General features: G+C 55.0%; 10 protein-coding genes. 4 read left to right on the top strand and 6 right to left on the bottom strand.

All coding sequences use genetic code 11. From position 1 onward, the window contains the following. Positions 1–391: 391 nt before the first annotated feature. Positions 392–3,946 (bottom strand): outer membrane beta-barrel protein, encoded by a 3,555-nt coding sequence (locus AC5S26_RS19300; RefSeq protein ID WP_494186553.1) that lies wholly within the window; start codon positions 3,944–3,946, stop codon positions 392–394. Positions 3,947–4,164: 218 nt separating this feature from the next. Then, positions 4,165–6,138, bottom strand: a complete 1,974-nt coding sequence (locus tag AC5S26_RS19295) for an ulvan lysase-like protein (protein ID WP_494186552.1) — start codon at positions 6,136–6,138, stop codon at positions 4,165–4,167. A 374-nt stretch (positions 6,139–6,512) separates the two neighbouring features. Here AC5S26_RS19295 and AC5S26_RS19290 point away from each other — a divergent pair, with 374 nt between their 5' ends. Then, complete coding sequence (locus AC5S26_RS19290; RefSeq protein WP_494186551.1) at positions 6,513–7,712, top strand: MFS transporter; 1,200 nt, start codon at positions 6,513–6,515, stop codon at positions 7,710–7,712. A 7-nt stretch (positions 7,713–7,719) separates the two neighbouring features. Here AC5S26_RS19290 and AC5S26_RS19285 read toward each other — a convergent pair whose 3' ends face one another. Further along, positions 7,720–8,484: a GntR family transcriptional regulator gene (locus AC5S26_RS19285; RefSeq protein ID WP_494186550.1), complete on the bottom strand. Its 765-nt coding sequence runs from the start codon at positions 8,482–8,484 to the stop codon at positions 7,720–7,722. Between the two features lie 222 nt (positions 8,485–8,706). On the opposite strand from AC5S26_RS19285, the gene AC5S26_RS19280 reads away from it, so the two are divergent. Both AC5S26_RS19280 and AC5S26_RS19275 read left to right on the top strand, forming a co-directional pair. Next, on the top strand, positions 8,707–9,603 hold the full coding sequence (locus AC5S26_RS19280) for a dihydrodipicolinate synthase family protein (protein WP_494186549.1): 897 nt from the start codon (positions 8,707–8,709) through the stop codon (positions 9,601–9,603). Between the two features lie 1,091 nt (positions 9,604–10,694). Beyond that, a complete protein-coding gene (locus AC5S26_RS19275) occupies positions 10,695–11,342 on the top strand; it encodes a site-specific integrase (RefSeq protein ID WP_494186548.1) in 648 nt (215 codons plus the stop codon). Positions 11,343–11,635: 293 nt separating this feature from the next. Here AC5S26_RS19275 and AC5S26_RS19270 read toward each other — a convergent pair whose 3' ends face one another. From AC5S26_RS19270 to AC5S26_RS19260, 3 genes are all read right to left on the bottom strand, one after another. Continuing rightward, positions 11,636–11,854 carry a hypothetical protein gene (locus AC5S26_RS19270; RefSeq protein WP_494186547.1) on the bottom strand — a complete coding sequence of 73 codons (219 nt, stop codon included), beginning with the start codon at positions 11,852–11,854 and terminating at the stop codon, positions 11,636–11,638. 536 nt (positions 11,855–12,390) lie between these two features. After that, positions 12,391–13,815 (bottom strand): APC family permease, encoded by a 1,425-nt coding sequence (locus AC5S26_RS19265; protein WP_494186546.1) that lies wholly within the window; start codon positions 13,813–13,815, stop codon positions 12,391–12,393. Then, entirely contained in the window at positions 13,812–15,434 is a 1,623-nt protein-coding gene (locus AC5S26_RS19260) for a phytoene desaturase family protein (protein ID WP_494186545.1), read from the bottom strand. Before AC5S26_RS19260 ends, AC5S26_RS19265 begins: the two co-directional genes overlap by 4 nt. A 776-nt stretch (positions 15,435–16,210) precedes the next feature. On the opposite strand from AC5S26_RS19260, the gene AC5S26_RS19255 reads away from it, so the two are divergent. After that, the gene (locus AC5S26_RS19255; RefSeq protein WP_494186544.1) at positions 16,211–19,543 is read left to right on the top strand and encodes a TonB-dependent receptor; all 3,333 of its coding nucleotides are present in this window, start codon (positions 16,211–16,213) and stop codon (positions 19,541–19,543) included. Positions 19,544–19,729 lie beyond the last annotated feature (186 nt).

The following is a 19,729-nucleotide window of genomic DNA, read 5'->3' as shown; positions in this document are numbered from 1 at the left end:
CGAGCGCTGGGGCGACAGTATTCAGGATTGCCTCCAAAACGTGAGCATTGTAGGCAACGCCTAATTAATTAGGGATGGTCAACAACAGCGTATCGGCCTCTGCAATCGCCTCGTCTTTCTTCAACTGCTCGATGAGGACACCCGGTTCCGCAGCGTCCGAAGATCGCTCGTGTTGACTCGTCCAAGAATCCGACCTTATCCTATTCCTTCCCACTCGCCCGAAATACGCCCGATTCCGGTCATTAATCGACGCGCGAAGATACTGCGGCTGACTGACACGCGCGGAATACGAACATGACCGCCTTCTTTCCAGGCTGAGCGAAAGGCTCGAATCTGAGCTGCTTGCTGGATGCGGAGCTAAAAAGGGTAGAGCTAAAGGAATACGCAAAGACTAGAAGACGATTTTTGCGGCGAATTGCATGAGGCGCTGGTTGCCAACGACGCTGGTGACAGTTCCGAAGGTTGAGGGTGTAGTGATGGTGGAGTTCGGAGTGGACAGCGTGGGGTGGTTCGCGACGTTGAAGGATTCGGCGCGGAGGTTCAGCTGCATCTCGCGGTAAAGCGGGAACGTGCGGAAGACGGAGGTGTCGAGGTTCCACAGACGCTGCGAGCGGAGCATGTTTCTGCTGGAGGTGCCGTAGGTTCCTGCGGCGGGGATTGCGAAGGCGGCGGTGTTAAACCACTTGGCCGCCGAAGCGTTGTTGAGGCAGGGATCACCGACCAGATTCGCTCGCTCATAGGTGCTGCCATTGCCGACGTTGGCGATATCGCCGGACGCGGTGATGCTGTAGGGTTGGCCGGAACGCGCGGTGAAGATCATGTTGACTTGCCAGCCGCGGAGGACGAAGTCTGCGAAGCGGTTTCCGGTGTAGAAGCGACGGCCCTTGCCGAAGGGAAGATCGCCGTTGAGACCGACGGCGAGCATGTGGGGGACGTCATAGGCTGAGACGCTGCGGCTTCCGCGCAGGTCATAACGATTTTGCAGACCGCTGCCTTCAACGCCGAACCAGCCGGACTGGCCGGAGTCGATGGACTTGCTCCAGGTATAGGCGACGGTATAACCGAAGCCGTTGCGGAACTGGCGTAACAGAGAGGCCTGCAGGCTGTTGTAGTTGGAGTTGCCATTGGAGGTATCCCAGCGGTTGGGGACGGTGTAGGGGAAGGGCTGTCCTGCGGTTCCAGCAGCGCGGCGAGCAGCAAAAGAGGCTCCGGGGCCGGGCTGGCCGATGTTGGTGTAGCCACCAATGTCGGTGCGGTGCCCCTGGGAACCGACATAGTTGACCGAGAGGACGGTGGAGTTGTCGAGCTGTTGTTGGATGCCGAGGTTCCACTGCTCGGAGTAGGGGTTTTTGATGTTGGGATCGACGAAGTAGTTGACGTTGGAAGCGTCGAAGGGAGTCGCAGCGGGCATGCTTCCGGAGCTTGAGCCAAAGGGGTTTTGCGCGGAGGTGTAGTTGGTTCCCGGTGCGTTGGTATTGTCGAGAGCGCGCGTGCCGACGTCGGGCCATGAACCCTGGAAGTTCTGCGGGATCTGGATGATTGCGGACCAGTTGTCGAAGTTGATACCGAAGCCTGCGCGAATGGCGAGTTTCGAATTGACGCTGTAGGCGAGTCCAAATCGGGGGCCGACGTTGGTCTTGGTGCCTCTCATGATCTTTCGATTGGGGGAGACGATGACGTTTGGAGGAAGCGCTCCTGTACCGGGAAGGCAGGGAGCGTGTCCGCGATCAGAGCAGAGCGGAGGCAGCACCTGGATGATGTACTTGCCGGTGTTGAAGTCGAAGTCGCCGGTCTCGATGGAGCCTTGCTGACCGATGCTGGACTCCTTGCCGTATTGCGGTGTGACGGAGCGGTCGTAGCGAACGCCGATGTTAATGGTGAGCGTGGGGGTGAACCTGAAAGAGTCCTGGACGAAGGCCGAGGCGATACCGCCTGGCCGCTCGGTGATGAGCACATTACGGAAGTTGAAGTTCGAGGGATAGTTCAGCAGGAAACTGGCGAGGCCATTGCCGGACTGCGCGGACTGGCCTGTGGTGACGGTCGATCCTGGATTTCCAGCGAAGTTTCCGGTGCTGGCTCCGTTGAAGGTGATGGAGCCGTTGCGTTGGTACTGTTCGAAGTTGACCTGGTCCCAGCCTCCGCCCCATGCGATCTGATGACGTCCGAGAGTATGGATGACCTGACCTTTGAACTCATGAATGCTGGAGAGATTTTTAGCTGGGCTGTTGCTTTCACCGGCATTGAAGTAGCCGCTGACGTTGAGCGAGGGGAAGAGGTTAACGCCGCCGACGTAGCTGGAGAAGGAAGGGTCGATTCCAAAGGTTCCAAGCAGATCGGAGTTCCCGAAGTCATACAAGGTAGAGGTGGCCTGGCCGACATGCGTTCTCGCATACTGGACCTGGACGCTGGTTTTGGCACCGAAGACGTGCAGCCAGCTGGCTCCGTAATGCTCGCCGGGAATGGAGTTGAGGGTGAACAGGTGGGGCATAGTATTTATGTTGGTGCCGGTGGTGCCTGCCGGAGATTGTGTGTCGAGCTTGATGCCGCTATAGCGGAAGAAGATGAAGTCTTTGTCGCCGATGTGTTGATCGAGACGAGCGCTGTAGTTGTGGCTGGTCTGTCGTGTGGGATCGGTGACGACGCCGTTGTATTGTGTGGGCGCGAAGCCGGGAATGGTGACAGGAGCGGAGAAGATCTTGTGGATGGCGGCTACCGAGCGAGGATCCATCTTGGAGACAGGAATCTGGTTGCCGACGAAGGCGGGACGGTTGGCTGCACTGTTCGCGATCGTTGGATCGTAGAGCTGGCATTTCGCGATAGTGGTGACGGTCTTGTCGGAGCAGCCCGGGTTCCCGGTCGTGCCTGTGCTGAAGTCACCGACCCCTAGATTCTGTGGGCCTCCCCAGGTGCTCTCGCCGAGCTGCGCGGCGGTGGGTTGCAGGAAGAAGATGCCGTTGCCTTTGCTGTAGCGTGTTCCTTCATAGGAGACGAAGACGAAGGTTTTGTTGTGTCCATCGTAGAGCTTGGGGATGCTGAGCGGGCCGCCGAAAACTCCGCCGAACTGGTTGAGATGATAGGAGGAGAGCGCGGGGAAGTAGGGCTTGGCATCGAAGGCGTTGTTGCGGATATAGTCCCAGGCGCTGCCGTGGTATGCGTTGCCCCCGGACTTGGTGGCAACGTTGACGACGCCGCCGGTAACCTGGCCATACTGCGTGTCGTTATGAGAGTTGATCTTGAACTCCTGGATGGAATCGATGACGGGGGCGACGGCATAGGAGTTGAACCAGGCGTTGTTGTCGTTCATGCCGTCGACGAGGTAGAGAGTGGAGCGGTTGGGCTGGCCGTTGATGGACGGGAAGGAGTAAGAGGATCCCGCCGTGACAGCTGTTGTGCTGCCGCTGCCATTCTGACCGACGTTGACGGGCGTAGCTCCTGGCGTGAGGGTAAGAAGCTGCGTAAAGTTGCGTCCGTTCAAGGGGAGATCCTGAACCTTCTTCTGCTCCATGACGGTGCCGAGCTGCGAAGTGGAGCTTTCGATCTGTATGCCCTCGGCCTCCACGGTTACGGCGACCTTGACATCGCCTGGTCTGAGGTTCGAGTTCATGGTGATGACCTGATCGACGGCGACATCGAAGGCGCTGATCTGTTCGGTCTGGAAGGAAGGAGCCGTGATGGTGAGGGTATAGCGTCCAGGGGTGACGCTGGGGAAGGAGTAGTTGCCTCCCTGATTGGCGGTCGTGGTTCTCTCGACGGAGGTGGCGGTATTCCGCAGCGTGATGGTGGCCCCCGAAATGGCCGCTGCCTGTTGATCGCGCACGCTGCCGTTGACGGCCGCAGATGAGATCTGCGCGTGGGCAGAGGGAAGACCGAGGAGAGCGACAACAATCAGGCTGAATCCCAGGAACTTGGTCCGCAGAGCACACCATGTCTGATGGATGAATTGCATGTGTACCTTTCCCCGCCGGGTTTAAAAATTGGCAACCAGACTAGGTAAGGCGATCAGCACTGTCAACAAATTTATTTCGCTAACGACAAAGATATTTCATATGTAAATGAAAAATGAACGCATTTTTCCAGAACGAAAGCACGGCTTCAAGACATACATAGAGACCTGTCTATGTTGAAAGAGACAGATCGAGCCGGGCACTCCAGATGCATTCCAGATTAGATGTTTACTGACGAAGCCTTGATGTGAACGGTTGCGGCGATTCCCGGCGTAAGTTCGAGTGTGAGAGGAATGGCTTCAAGGCCGGGCACTAGGTTGAAGGTCCGCTCTTTTGGAATGGATTCAAAACCCTGCGAAGCATCCGTGTGGACCGTGAGGATTCCTTTTGCCTTTGTAATCTGGATTGAGCTGGAACTGGACTGAGTGGTGGCTTCGGTGGATCGCGATACGACTGGCAAAATGAGTTGAAGCGACGTCGAACTGGGGAGCTGCCCCGTTGCTTTGGCAACGATGGTAATCGTCTCTTCGGTGATGAAGTACTCGAGGTGGTAGGAGATTCCGCCTGCTGGTACTGGATGATGCCCCGCGGTGAGAAGTTGGCCCGTCGCCGTGAAGTGGATTTCGTCAGCTGACGTGGATGCAGTAAGGATCGCCTTGAGATCGGTGAGGCTGGTGTAAGTTTTGTCTGCCTTCAGCTCGATGCGCGGAGTGAGCGTCATGTGGGGAGCATCGAGAAATGCTTGCTGGTTGGAGATCTCGACCATTTGGTAGTCGGTCATGCTGGCTGCAAGGATGGGGCCGAGTGACTGATGAAAGAGCAGAGAAAGAGCGCCACCCGAGGCGTGTCCCCCGCCTGATTCACCTCCACCTCCCGCCTGAACGTGCTCGACGTACTCCCAATCATTCTCCGTGACGGTGGCGCGCCAGGGACCTTTGGATGCGAGATAAGTCCCGACCTCAGGGTAGTGGCGAAGACCTACAGGTTTATTCCGAGGTATTGAAGGGCGCTCTGTGGTTTGTATCTTGGCACCGCCACGATCAAGCACAGTAGCCAAAGCTTTGGCGTGGGTGAAGGTGTGATGGATGCAGGGGCGGTCTCCGTGATGGAAATAGTCTGGACCGCCATAAAGCAGGCCATCCTGGGTGCAGGCGGACATCAGTTCGAGGTTGCGGAGAGCGACCTCGTGAAAACGTGGGTCATGATCGGACAACAGGACATACGCCGGATGACAGCCATCGCTGGTTCGACTTCCCCACCAACTCCATTTGTAGTTGCGAGTGCCCCAGCTATTGTCCCAGGCCCCGTTGGGCAGCATGAACTCCATGTGGGCACGAAGAGATTTGACAGTTTGTTCGAGGACCTGTTGATCGTTTGTAAGCAGGGAGTATTGGGCAAGCGCAGGGAGCGATTCTTCAACGTTGTAACCGAGATCAACCGGATGGCAGCCTTTTGGAGTGACATCACGCAGGGGATGGCCCTCGCCGAAGAGCAGGCCGTTGGGGGTGAAGTAGTCGAGACTCGTGTGGGCTAGGTCGCGGGCTCGATCGAGGTAACGATGCTCCCCGAGAACCTGACCGCAGAGTGCAAAGGCGAGTGATGCAGTGATGGGATAGTTAATGTTTCCGGTCTCGATGGTGATGAAGCCGTCGAGAAATTTTGCAGCGCGGGCGAGCCGATCAGTCCATTGGGTACGCATCGCTGCGTCAAAGAGACTGCCGTGGTGATGCAGTGATTCGGCGAGTGCGATGGTGTGGAAAACGGTTATACCCTGCCATGGGCTGAGCGTGACGTCATTGATCCAGCTGCCATCAGCACGACTGACCTGCGACTCGGACCAGTCGTACAAGCTGATGGCGGCCCGCAAATATTTGCTATCGCCGCTGGAGTGCGCCATGTGCATGAGTGGATAGATCGCGTCCGCGCACCGGCCATGAATAAGCACGCATGCCGGGCATAGGAGAGCGCCATGAAATGCAGGGTCCTTCATGGCCGTGAGTTGATGCGCCATGAGTCCGTCGCACCAGCTGTGGAGAGTCGTTGCGTAAAGGTCAGTTGGTAGCTTGCCCCCTGGCGGTTCAGCAAGCGCAGCAGAGAATCCGGGCATGAACAGGTGGACTCCCAGCGAGGAAGCTCCGATGGTAGAAATGCGGAGCAAGTCACGGCGAGACAGTTGTGTGGGATCGGTAGCCATAGCCGGCTTCTCCTTACGCGGTGGTACGACGTTGTCCTTGAAGTGGAGTTGATTGTCTCACGGCCTGAAAGCAAATTTCACCGGCTAAAGCTCACGAATCTGCCACGCTGCGATTTGGGGCAGTCAATGTGTGTGGTTGAAGACATTGCAGAAGGCTATACATTACACATTATGTATTTGTGTTATATACGTCGACATATACAAATGCGTTGATCTCTGTAATACGATGACCTGCAGCCGCTGGCCAATATTCTAAGAGATCGACGTTAGTCACAAAACTCTGAGAAGTTTCAGTCGAAGAATTCCAATGGAGTGCCCCACTGATCACCGAACGACGAACCGCATCATCTCGATACGCATGGTGGTTGATTGCCATGCTTTGGTGCGTATGCTTCTGCAACTATGCAGACCGGCAAGCCATCTTTTCCATCTTTCCTCTGCTGCGAACCGAACTGAGGTTAGATGAGCTGCAACTCGGGATTGTCGCTTCGTCCTTCATGTGGATGTATGCACTGGCAGGCCCGTTTGCAGGCTGGATCTCCGATCGCATCTCTCCGCGCACCGTCATTCTGGGAGCGCTGGCATTCTGGTCGACCGTTACCGCGGGCACAGCAATCTGCCACTCGTTTGGCAGTCTGGTGATCTTCCGCACACTTGGTGGACTGGGAGAAGCCTTCTACTTCCCTGCCGCCATGGCTCTTATCGGCATATACCACAGTGCTCAAACGCGCTCCCGTGCCATGGCCCTGCATCAATCGAGTGTCTACGCGGGGACGATTGCCGGCGGATCGATGTCGGCAGTCATCGCAGAACAACATGGCTGGCGTATCTCGTTTCTGATCTTCGGAGCGGTGGGAATTCTCTTGTGCCTGGTCCTTATCTTCTGTCTGCGTACTCCTGCCCCGCAGCAGCAGAATCAGGGCGCCACAGCAAACACGAACTTCCTGCGCAGCGTGCAGGAAGTTCTGTCGTCGATGCGAATTGTCGTTCTGATTGGAGTCTTCATTGGAGCAAATTTTGTTGCAGTAGTTTTTCTGACCTGGCTTCCTACGTTTCTGTTCAACAAGTTTCATTTGACCCTGAGCCACGCCGGATTCAGCAGTACGGCCTATCTCCAAATTGCATCGGTGACGGGAGTGATTCTTGGCGGGGTGCTGGCCGATCGTTATGCGGCACACCGGATCGGGGGGCGCCAGATGATTCAGGCCGTTGGTTTGTTATTCGGAGTTCCTTTTATCTTTCTTACCGGTCAGGCCGTCAGCATGGTGACCTTGATTATTGGAATGATCGGATTTGGATTCTTCAAGGGAATGTATGACGCCAACATCTGGGCGTCCCTCTACGACGTTGTCCCGGTAGAGCTCCGAGGTGTAGCAGCGGGAACGATGAACTCGCTCGGCTGGCTCGGCGGGGGCGTTGCACCGATTGCCATCGCTGTCGCATCCCGGCGCTTCGGCCTGAGCGCCTGCATCAGCGCCACTTCATTGATCTACCTCGGGCTCTCCGTCGCATTGCTGTCGCTGGCGCGCAATATGCGAAAGAGCCACGCAGAGCAGCCCTCTTCCGTGATTTAGATTTGCCTCAGATTCGGAACGAATCCGGTAACTCGAGGTCTGCGAGATGATTTTCTCGCTCCCACAGATCGAACTCCTCCAGTCGCTCGCGCCCGCTGGCCTGAATGTGCTCGGCCAGCAACTTGCGCGCGCCATCGACATCGTGATCGATGACCGCCTGCAGGATGGAGCGGTGATGCTTGTAGATTCGCTCAAGCTCCTCGCGCCTGTGGCCGCTGCGCTGGATGCCGAAGATGCGAATCATCAGCCGTGTATCGTTGACGACTTTGAGAATGCGCGCGTTTGCAGCGATACGAATCAGGAGGGCGTGAAAGCCAAGATCGGAGATCGAAAAACGTTTCATCTGCTCCGCATTCAACTCCTGCTTTCCCGATGCCTTCAGCTCCTTCAAGAGCAGTTGCGTCTCGTCCAGCAGGCTTTCGAGCCGCTTCTGGTCAGCGGCCCGAACACCTGTAAGCGCGGCACGACCCACCGCAAAAACCTCAAGAGCCTCGCGCAGCTCATACAGATCGATAATGCCTTGCCGTGAAAGTTGCGTGACCACGATACCCCCACCGGGGCTTAGCTCCAGAAGACCTTCAGCAAGCAACTGACCAGCTGCCTCGCGTACCGGAGTTCGGCTACTGCCGAGCTCTTTCGAAATTGCGAGCTCGGAGAGCAACGTTCCTGCACGCAGTTCTCCACTAGCAATCTTGTGCTGAATGAGCTGGTACGCCTTCAGGCGGACCGACTGCTTTGCACCTGGATGATGAGTACTGGATCGACGGGGCATCGAAACGAGTGTAGAACAATGCCCCGGGTGTATCCATCGTTCTCATTGCGTATCGCACTCCATGATCACAACAAGACAACGACAAAAGTGTGGGCGCTACTGGGGAAGCGACATTTGTATTTTTGTGTGCGGCAAAAATGTGTGTACTTTATGTCGACATATGCACTACGCGCTCATGTATAGTTTTTTTGGAACAGCTATCCTTCCACCGCTGAGGTATGCATGATTCACTTTGCTGGCGTTTACGCTGCGCTGCTCACCCCCCGACATTCTGACGGAACGCTTGACATTGAGTCGTATCGACAACAATTGACGACGCTGAGCAAGGATGAACTCGTTGGCTATGCCATCAACGGGGCGACAGGTGAGTTCACTATCAGCTCGGAACCCGAGCTGGAGCTCCTGCTGGCCGAGCCCCGTCGCACGACACCCTCCGCAGAGATTCTTTGCGGAATTGGTGCGGGAGACGTCTACGGCACCGTGCGCCGCGGACGCCTTGCCGCAGCGGCCGGAGCAAAGGCGGCTCTGCTTCCCATGCCCTGCTTCTTTCCTTACCGGCAGGACGATATGCGCTCGTTTGTTCTCGAAGTGGCGTCGAAGGTTGAACTGCCTATCTTGCTTTACAACCTCCCACAATTCACCACTGGCCTAGAGGTAGAGACGGTGTTGTCGCTTCTCGAGCATGACAATATTGTCGGCATCAAGGACAGCAGCGGGTCGCTCGATATTATGCGCGCCATCACTGACGCCGGCCTGCCCGCAGCACGGCTGATCGGTAACGACAGCGTTCTCTGCGAGGCGCTTGCAGAAGGGCTATGTGACGGTGTCGTATCCGGGGTAGCGTGTGCTTTGCCAGAGTTGATGACCGCGCTCTTCGCTACGGGGGGCAAAGAACCATCCTTCCTGGAATCAAAGAAGCTGCTCGACGAATTTATTGAGCAGCTTCACATTTTGCCAACGCCGTGGGGCCTCAAAGTGACAAGCGCAGCACGTGGATTCACGCGCGAATCGTACCCCTTTCCGCTTTCACCGAACCGCAACTCTGAGGCCGCGCAACTGCGCACGTGGTTCACAAACTGGTACAACTTGACTCTCTCGAGCAAGACAAGTGCAGCATGAGTCAACAGATATATCTCGTTACCAGCGGCGGAGATCTCCGCTAGCCTGCCAACGAAGTCTGCTGGCCCGCCTAGGCAAGCTGGAGCAGACCCTGACAAAAGGTGTACCTGCCGCAGAGCCCTCTGCGGTAGCTAGCTTCCTGGACCGCTTCTGGATGCTTCGGTATGGGAATGAAGTGAAGCGGCGATGGATGTCGCTGAACCACTCGGATGCGGTCATCTTCAATTCCGCTAAATAGTACGGGCGGCTTTCCGGATACGTTTCCCCTTGGTTGGATATAACTACAACCAGGCTTAGCCTACTTCAGTAAATATCAGAAAATATTGATTTTTGGTGGCCCGGGCAGGAGTTCAACCTGCGACCTTCGCGTTAGGAGTGCGATTCAGAGGTTGCAATGGCATGCGTTTTCATGCAGCCAAATGCATTGAAACACCCCTTATTCATTGAGGTTTACTCGTATTACTTAACTCAACGCCGTTGCACGATATTGCACGAGTTTCCAGATTAAAGTATCCCAAAAGTATCCCAATCGCGATAGCCTTGAGAGGAGAGTAAACAGCCACTTCTTAAAAGAGGTACCCATTGCCTAGACCTCCGGCTCCAGTCAAAGGTGTCTACCAACGCAAGGATAATCCAAGCGGCAACTGGTACGCACGCTTTCGGATCGACGGAAAATTAGTGAAGAAGTCGTTTGGTCGGGACCGGGCCGCAGCAGTTGAGTACATCGAAAAAACTAGAACCTTGAGGCGTGCTGGCGAAGGTCATGTTCCTCGGACGGCAAAAGGAACTCCGAAGACGGCACGTGAACTGGAAGCACGTTCGACTTCTGGAGTACTCGTTTCCGAACTCTGTGACGATCTCCTTCGTCATATACAAAGCAAACCCCACGTTTATAAAGATCAGCGAAATCCACCATACTGGATTGGTCTGATCCGCGAACAGTTCGGTGATCGGATAGCCGCCTCGATCAGGCCGTATGAAATCGCTGACTGGCTGGACAGCCTAGACTGGCTGGCCCCAGCCACAATCAACCGGTATAAGGTCACCTTCTCTCCCTCTTTCGATACGGTAAGCAACGGGACAAGGTAAGCGTGAATCCTGCCCGCGAGGTTAGCCAGCAAAAGGTCAGCAATGGTGTAGTCCGCTTCCTCAAACCCGAAGAGGAAAAAAGGTTACGTGTCGTTCTCCATAATGCCGTCAACGCTTGCGGACCACAGAATGATCGCCGCAAGAAGCGTTTGCTTCATCGCATCTATGAGCTCGATATAGCGCTGGGAACCGGTATGCGCAAGAGAGAACAGTATGGCCTCCGATGGAGCGACATAGATTTTTCGCGGCGCGTCATTACGCTCAGTGATACTAAGAACGGCTCAAGCCGCACAGTACCCATGATCGAGGATGTTTGTAGGGCATTCCGGGCGCTAAAAGAACTTGCTTTGGAGCGAAAAGATCGCGCTATTGATCAGCCGAATACCGCTCCGGAAGATGTGGTGTTTGGAATCGGTGACAACAAGAAATGGTGGGAGGCCGCTCTCAAAGAGGCGAGGATTAAAAATTTTCGTTGGCACGATCTCCGACATACATTCTGTTCGCGCTTAGCTCAAGCCGGAGTAAGCCTCAAAGTGATTCAAGAGGCTGCAGGGCACAAGACGATTGCAATGTCGGCCCGCTACGCTCATATGGATCACACTGCGCTACACAACGCTATGTCAGTGTTGAACCGCAGCTCAAAGGTCTGAAATATGTGCACCAGCATCCTTCGCGACCTCGAACTTCCACCGTGTGAAGGTGGCAGCGAAGTGGCCGGTTGGTGATCCTAAAGGGGTTATGAGCCGGAGCAGTAGGTAAAAACCGGCATTCCGGGGGCGCAATTTGCTACCAAAATGCTACCAATCCCCGACACCAGTGGGCGTGGGCTGACCGTGGCGGATCAGCCCAGTTTCCCCATAGGAGAAAAGATTCAAGCTTGAGGTGTTCCCCCGTTTGAAACAGGAATACACTGGCGATTGATTCGGGTAGACGCTCGATCCCACTAACGTAGAAGCGATCGACTTTGCCATTGAAAAAGATGCCCAGTGCGTCTGGGGGCCAGCACCCAGTTCATATCTTCCAGCACCACTTTGCCATTCTTCAGGACCAGCAGACCTGCCACACGATTCAACGCAAGATAATCAAACAGATCGTGCTGCTTTCCAGCCACTTCAAAATGCACATTCTTCAATGGCGCAGCAGCGATTGGCAGGGGGCGCACAATGCCTCCACGCGCGGCACAGTTCGTACCGGAAACATCACGTCGCTACGTTCGAAGGTTGTTACCTCTAGGTCGGGCCGCATTGCCCCGTCGCACATTTGGCGAGGGTCTGCATGTTCCTGTGCGAACAAAGAGGCCACACCCAGGCCAATCAGAATGGCTGCGGCTATTGCCGACCGAAATCTATATGACCACATGTCCGGCTTCAATCTTCGCAGACTCCGAGATAGCCAGTGCCGACCCAGCCGATTGCGAAGGCTGGCAGTCAAGGTTATGACCAATAGCGCACTGTATACCTTGGCCAAGGCCACTGGGGGGCTGCTCATAACAACTGGTGGTTCGGCAGCAACGCTTTTATCTTTGCGAGCTTTGTGATCCCTGGCACGCAGCCCCCAGAACTTAGTTTTAGCTCCCAGATAGTGACGACGGCACTCCGTTCTGTCTCCAAGGAACAGGAGACAGTTCGTTTCGTCTGGCCACATGGCCTCCAAACTAGTGAAGGACCATCCCATGATTACGGGCTAGTGATCCGATCGCTACACAGAAGATGACGGTTGTCGTTCCCGCTTCCAAAAGGAGCGGAGAAAAATAGCTACTCCACCGCCAATGAGTAGGGACGTGGCGCCGATGACTTTAGCGATCGCAATCCCTTTATTAGGCTCATCGTCAGGTGGAACGATGGCTAGGACAATCGTTAGCAATGTCGTTATTAGACCCACCGAAGCAAGGAGAACGGCGACAGGCTTTCCTCCCGGAAGCTGCGTCGCTCCATGCGGAACGGGCTCGCGTTGCAGTCGTATCATCGCGAGGAATAGGAATACGAACGGTATGAAATAAGTGATGATCGACATGCTGACGAGCAGGTCATACGCGCTTTGCACAGTGCTGCCAGCCTGGCTCAGCAACGCGCAGAACATTCCCGCGAGGCCATAGAAAATAATCGCGATCCACGGTGTGCCCCACCTTGGATGAACGCGTCCAAAGGCCCGGGGCAGGTAGCGATCAATTCCAGCCACAAACGGTAGCCGCGAGGTGGATGAAAGAAAGGAAGCCGCTCCCCCGATGCTGTTTAGAGCGATGAGAAGCGCGATTGCCGCGACGATCCACGGGACACCGAGCCGTGCGCACATCCGTTGAATGGCACTTGGGAAACCGCCCACTCCGCTAATTTCAGCGCTCGGCAACGCGACAAGCAGCGCGATCGTTCCGACGATGTAACTAGAAGCAAGAATTATCCCCGAGGCTATCAGTGCACGGGGAATGGTCCGACGGGCGTTCTTAATCTCCTCGCTCATGAAGGAACCTGTCTCACAGCCACCAAATGCGAAGAAGATTGTCGACCAGAAGATCGCATTTTTTAGATCGGCGTGGGGAGTCATACTGCTTGCGGTGAACTTAGTGGCGGACCCAAATCGGAAAAGGCTGAGACTCGCGAGAACCACAAGAATGATAATCGGAATCCAACTGCCAAATGCGCCAAGGTTGTTTATCCATTTTCCAAACTTCAGCCCGCGGACGTTGAGCATTGTAATAAGCGCGAGACACACCAGTGCGAACAAGAGATAGTAGATGCCGCTATTACTAAACTGCTGACCATGCGGGAAGGCGAACAGCAGGCTACCCGCGCCGAAGTAGAGCACCGCGGGGAAATAGGGGAGATTACTCATCCAATAGGTCCACGCAACAAGAAAGCCGGAAAAATCACCGAATGCGAGCTGAGTCCAGACGTAGATGCCGCCTTCCTGCGGATAGCGCGCCGAGAGTTCGAGCACACTCGCAGCTAGGGGAACAAAGAAGAAAATACACGCGAAAATCCAAACAAGGATCGTGCTGGGACCAGCTGCTGCTGCTGTCGCTATCCAACGCAAGCTCAATCCACCGGCAATGTAGAAGAGAGTCAGATCGAAGAAGCCCAACTCACGCTTGAGCAGATCTTTTTCGCCTGAGTCGGGGTTGCTCATCGGGCGCCATCCAGATCGCGCAAAACTGCCATCGCCGCATTGCGCCCGTTTATCCCAATGACACTGCCGCCGGGGTACGTGCAGGCACCGCACAAATAAACGCCCTTCATCGGAGTTCTCGCTGTGAGACGGTTGCTCCACATGTAGGCCGGGAGGCACTCGCCCTGGAATATATGTCCACCAGTAAGACCGACCTTTTGCTCGATGTCCGGAGGTCCGAGCACCTGTGCATCGACAACAGCCTCTTGCAAATTACTGCAAAAACGGCCGATTGAACCCAATGCCAGGGCCTTTGCTTCGCCGCGATGTCCATCCCAATTGCTCGATGCAAATTTGTACGGCACATATTGTGCGAAGACACTCATCGTGTGCAAACCTGCTGGAGCCACGCTTGCATCATGCGCGCTCTGGAAGTAAAGCTCGCACCAGAGTTGCTCTGGAAGCTGGCCAGCGCGAGCTGCGGCATAACTTGCCTTCCACTCTGCCTTCGTTAGCGGAGCGTTGATTTGACCGTAGTGATGCGGCTCCTGAATTCCGGGCCGGGCTGTGAAGTTTGGCAGCTCGCGTAGCAATACGTTCAACTTCACCGTGCATCCCTCGATGGGCACGGATCGCACTCTCTTAGCCCAGTCTGGATCTACAAATGCATCCAGCATGCCCAGTGTACGGATTGGATCTGCGTTCGAGACGATAATCGGAGCGGTGATGTGTTCACCGCCTTCGAGCAGTACGCCTTCTTCGGGCAGAATGCGCGCCACGTTTATGCCCGAAGCTACAACCGCTCCGGCCTCGCGGGCGGCATCGCAGAAGTAGAAGGATACCATTCCCATGCCGCCCTTCACATAGCCCCACATGCCCGGCATACCACCAAGTCGGCCTGATGAGTGATGGAAGCGAATGGAAGCCGTTCCAGCGTCAAAGGGACTTGCATTCGTGCCGATCACTCCTTGGCCGAGGTAGGCGGACTGCAACCGTTCGTCGATAAGATAGCGTTCGACGAACTCTGCCATCGACCAGTTGAAAAGAAGACTGGACGCTTCGGTGTCGCCTGCCAAAAGCTCCTCGAGCCTCTCTTGCGTGGGCGCATCGCCGATCCATAAGTCTTTTGAGGCGTCGTGTGGGTCGTCGGCAAAAAAACCGCTCGCAGGCCGAAGCGTATCTCGCAATCTGCGGATCACGTCGTTCATCGCCCGCCAGCCTTCGACATCTCTGGACGAGAAGCGCCGAACCTCCTCTTCGCATCGATTGTCATCGTCCCAAAGTTGGATACTGCTCCCGTCCAGGAAGGGCACAAAAAGGCCATTTACCGCCGGCGTCCAATCAAAGCCGCGGCTTGGTAGTGCGAGTTCCTTGATCACAAGCGGATGCAAGAGCCCGGCAAGATATGCGCAGGGCGACATCCGGACGCCAGGAAATGGTTCTTCGACCGTACAGGCCCCGCCGACTCGTTCGCGGCTTTCCAGCACGAGCACCCGTTGACCCGCTCGTGCCAGGTACGTGGCACACGCCAATCCGTTGTGACCTGCCCCAATCACGATCACATCCCAGCGACACGCAGCAATTTCCTTGAGTGGCGCTGGCAGCCCGACCTTGCCCAAGATTGCTGCCGTCGCGGACATAGTGGCAGTATCTACGCCCCAGCTGCCGATAGCAAAGAAGAAAACGATGGAAATGGGAGTGGGTAAAGACTGGATCGTCCGCCATCCGGAAATAATCCAGTCGCATGTTGTTCATTTCCGGTTGCCCGTGATCCCGAAGTTCAAACCGTTTAAGCGCAAGACAGGGTAATCGGAAAGTCCAGGAGCGAAATTGCCGTTCAAACTATCGACCCTGTTTTTTAAAACATTGCTGTCATTGAATGGGTTCTCTTTAATTCGCATCCTGGTTCTCCGGAAAACATTCATTTCAACAAATAATGCAAGTCATTGATTTAAAACGATAAAAATCTACTTATCGTAAAACCGTGGTACAATGCGCGCGAGTATCTATATGTCTCACCTGATGAGCCTCGCTTGCATTGCACTGATTGCCATCGGGCTCATTGCTGTTGTCGCTGATTGTGATCTACAACCCGCAATCGTAGGTTTATCTCGATTGGATTTTCTTGTAGTCGCTGCTACGAACCTTGCAGGCCGTGCCCTTGCAGCACAAATTTTTTCCCCATTGCTGCTGCAAGGATCGTATCGTAACTCTGACTACAATCCACCCAACCTCATTGACCTCAATTGCACCCGCCTCTGCTAACCGCTTAGCGTGGTGTGCGCTAGTGCGCGAACAGACCGTGACGGCCTCTGGACATTGAACGATTGATGGACAGAGTGGAAAGTCACTCGTCCGCTCCCGCTACTTGCTTCTGTCGTTTGCGGTCGCCACTGGTTATTTTACGGAGGCTAAAATGAGACGCACATTTCAATATGCAGTATCAGCACTTGTTGCAACTCTCTTGTCGCTGTCCGCGTATGCGCAGCGTTTAGACGGAACCCTGCGCGGAACGGTAGAAGACCCCTCGGGGGCCGTGATCTCGCAAGCAGAGGTCATCGTTACAAATCAGGACACAGGAGTTCAACAAACTACGCAGACAACTTCGACAGGAGAATATGTCTTTCCCAACTTGCTGGTTGGCGCATACCGGGTAGAAGCTCGCGCCAAGGGCTTTTCGACCTATTCCCAGAAAGATGTTCACGTGTTGCCGAACCAAATCGTAGTGGCGAATCCACGCTTGGTCGTGGGCGCTGAAAATACCATTGTGGAAGTTTCAGTAGATACTGAAGTTGTGCAGACCGCCTCTGCTCAGCTTTCTAACGATTTTTCTGGACGCGCAATCATGGATATACCCAATCCAGGTGTCGGCGGCGGACCTCTGAATTTCGCGTTGATGGCGCCCAACACTACTTCCCAAGGCGCAGGAGTGTTGGGGGAGGGCGGCTCCATTGGCGGAGCCCGTCCTCGACTGAATAGCTTCAACATCGATGGCGTGGACGACAATCGCGTTGACGTCACCGGCCACTCTTCGGATGTTATCCCCGAAGCAGTTGCTGATTTCAATCTCGTGACCAACATGTTCAGTGCTGAATTGGGCCACTCCGCAGGCGGTCAGTTTAACGTTGTGACCAAGTCCGGTACAAACAACTGGCATGGATCGCTCTGGGGATTTACAAACAACCGTGACTTCAACGCCATGGACAATTTGGAGAAGAGTTCCGGTCTGACGGCACCTCGCCGGATTGACCGGAGCCGTTACGGGGCCGATGTTGGCGGGCCTATCCTTAAAGACAAACTTTTCATCTATGGTGCATACCAATTCTCGAATCTCGGTTTGCCCGCCTCTGCAGTGCAGCAACTTGCACCTACAGCCGAAGGTCTAGCACGACTAAAGGGCATGGCGGCCAACGGTGCGGTGCAGACTATCCTGGACCAGTTCCCAACTGCGCCCTCGGCCGATGCGCCCGCGGAAACCGTTAATGGCGTGGCGATTCCTGTCGGAACATTTCAGCCAGTTGCGCCAAGTTACCTCAACCAGCATGACTTCAACATCAACGGTGACCTCAACATAGGTAAGCATCAAGTGCGTGCGCGCTTCCTCTATGGCAGGCAGCGCTCTCCGAACGTTAACCCGCAGACACCACAGTCTCAATTCACAGGGGCTTATGCCCTGGATACTCGGAAAGTCATTCTCACCGATGCGTGGTCCATCAACAACCATACGGTCAATGACCTGCGCATGTCCTATTCACGTTTTGTGCAGGCATATACAGTGCCTACCCAGTTTGCAAACTTTCCTAACGCCAAAGTGGACGTCCTAGGTTTGAATGTAGGTCCAGAGGATAATTCGCCACAAAGCTACGTTCAGAACAACTATCAGGTTTTGAATAACATAACCTTGATCAAAGGCTCACATACGATCAAGTTCGGCCCTGAGTATCGCAGATGGATTGCTCCGACGAAATTTCTGCCTCGCTCACGCGGTGAATGGGACTATGCGGACCTTCAGACACTAATCAATGACCAAGTTCCAAATGGGTTTAATCAGGCCCTACGAGGAGCGGGCTCCGATATCTTCGATGGAAATCAGTATGCCCTCTACGGTTTCGTTCAGGATGATTGGAAGGTAACGCCTCGTCTGACCTTAAATCTAGGCGTACGCTACGAATGGACGAGCAACGCGGCGTCTGCAAATTTGCAGACGCTAAATGCAATCTCCACTTTGCCTGGTGTATTCGACTTCCGGGCGCCAAAAACAGATACGAATAATTTCATGCCGCGCATTGGTTTTGCCTGGGATCCCACAGGTCAGGGAAAAATGGCTGTTCGCGGCGGTTTTGGCGTCTCTTATGATGTCACGCCACAGAATTTCGCGACACTGCAACTCCCACCGCAATTGCAGACCGAGCAGAATCCGAACATCACCTGCACGCTGCCTGGTTCTCCGGCATGGTGCGCGAATTACTTGGCGGGCGGTCCCGGCACGGGTTTTTTGGCCGGAGGGGGACTGCTGCAGGTGAACGTGCCTCCCACGACCCAGGCCGATGCTCGGGCAGCAACTCAGGGCATCATTCTGGATCAGAAACAACCAAAAATCCTGACATGGACGTTGGGAATACAGCAGCAAGTCATGAACAATACTAGTTTGGAATTACGGTATCTGGGCACACGCGCAACCCAGCTTCCCGTTCAGGCTCGCATAAACACTATCAGCGCCTTCAGAGCGGGGCTGCAGCCCCTGCCAACATTCTTAAGTGCAGGCCAGATTCCGGGTGCCATCGTGGGCGGTTCGCGGCTCTCTGATTTTGAGAACTTCGATCCGTTCATACATCCAGAGTTCAGCCTGATGACCGCGTTTCCACAGATTGGTGGCAGCACCTATCACGCTGCCTCAGTCGATCTAAACCGAAGGTTCTCGCGCAGTTTCATGTTCCGCGCCAATTACACGTGGGCACACAACATTGATGACTCTACGAATGAGTTGTTCAGCAGTGTGGTAAATCCACGCCGTCCGTTCGACTGGATGAACTTGCGGCAAGACCGCGGCCGATCGGCCCTGGACATCCGTCACAAGTTTGCGATGTCATGGATTTACGAGCTCCCCAGCCTCAAGAATGGTTATGGTGCGTTGAAAGCAGTGACGAACGGGTGGCAGTATACTGGATCGTTTATTGCTCAGTCCGGGCAACCAGTCGATATCCTCTCTAACGCCGACTCGAATGCTAACGCTGATACCGCTGCAGATCGTGGCATCCTTAATCCAGCCGGAAGTCCCTTAGTTGGGACAGCCGTCAACTATGTCTGCGCGGGATCTGGTGGTGTCACTAGCATTGCCTCGATCGATACTGGTTGCCTTGGAGGTAGTGGCAACGTGGCTGGATATGTCGCCCAGAATCCCAATGCTGGATACGTACAGGCCGAGCTGGGCGCCATGCCTACCCTCGGGCGCAACAGCTTCGGGTCTCCCGGAATGAGTGTCTGGAACATGGCACTACTTAAGACCGTGAAGCTGAACGAGAGGTTTTCTCTTCTGTTCCGGGTAAATACGTTCAACACATTTAACCACCGTAACTTTACTTTGGCGCAGCCCAGTGTCTTTCAGACTGGCTCCGGCGGCCCGATCGGTACGGTAAACAATGCTCTAAGCACTACCTATTCCAATCTCACTTCCGCCTTGTTCTTGAATAATCGGCAGTTCAGCGGCGGTGCACGTGTGATGCAACTGGGTGTGAAAGTGATTTGGTAATCATCCTAAATTCCGGGGCTTGCAAGAGCCCCGGCGTTGGTCTGGTATCCAAAGTCATAACCATTTGGGGCCTTATGTTCTATGATTTGCCTCTTTCGGCACTGGGGCCTGTTCGAAGGTCTACTGGAACAACCAAGCCCGCTTTTAGGGAACTGCTGGATCAGCTTCCCTCCAGCAGTTCTTCCA

The sequence above is a fragment of the Edaphobacter sp. FHG110511_03 genome (assembly GCF_059115365.1).
The sequence above is the reverse complement of the archived record's forward strand: the minus strand, read 5'-3'. Positions and strand labels throughout refer to the sequence as shown.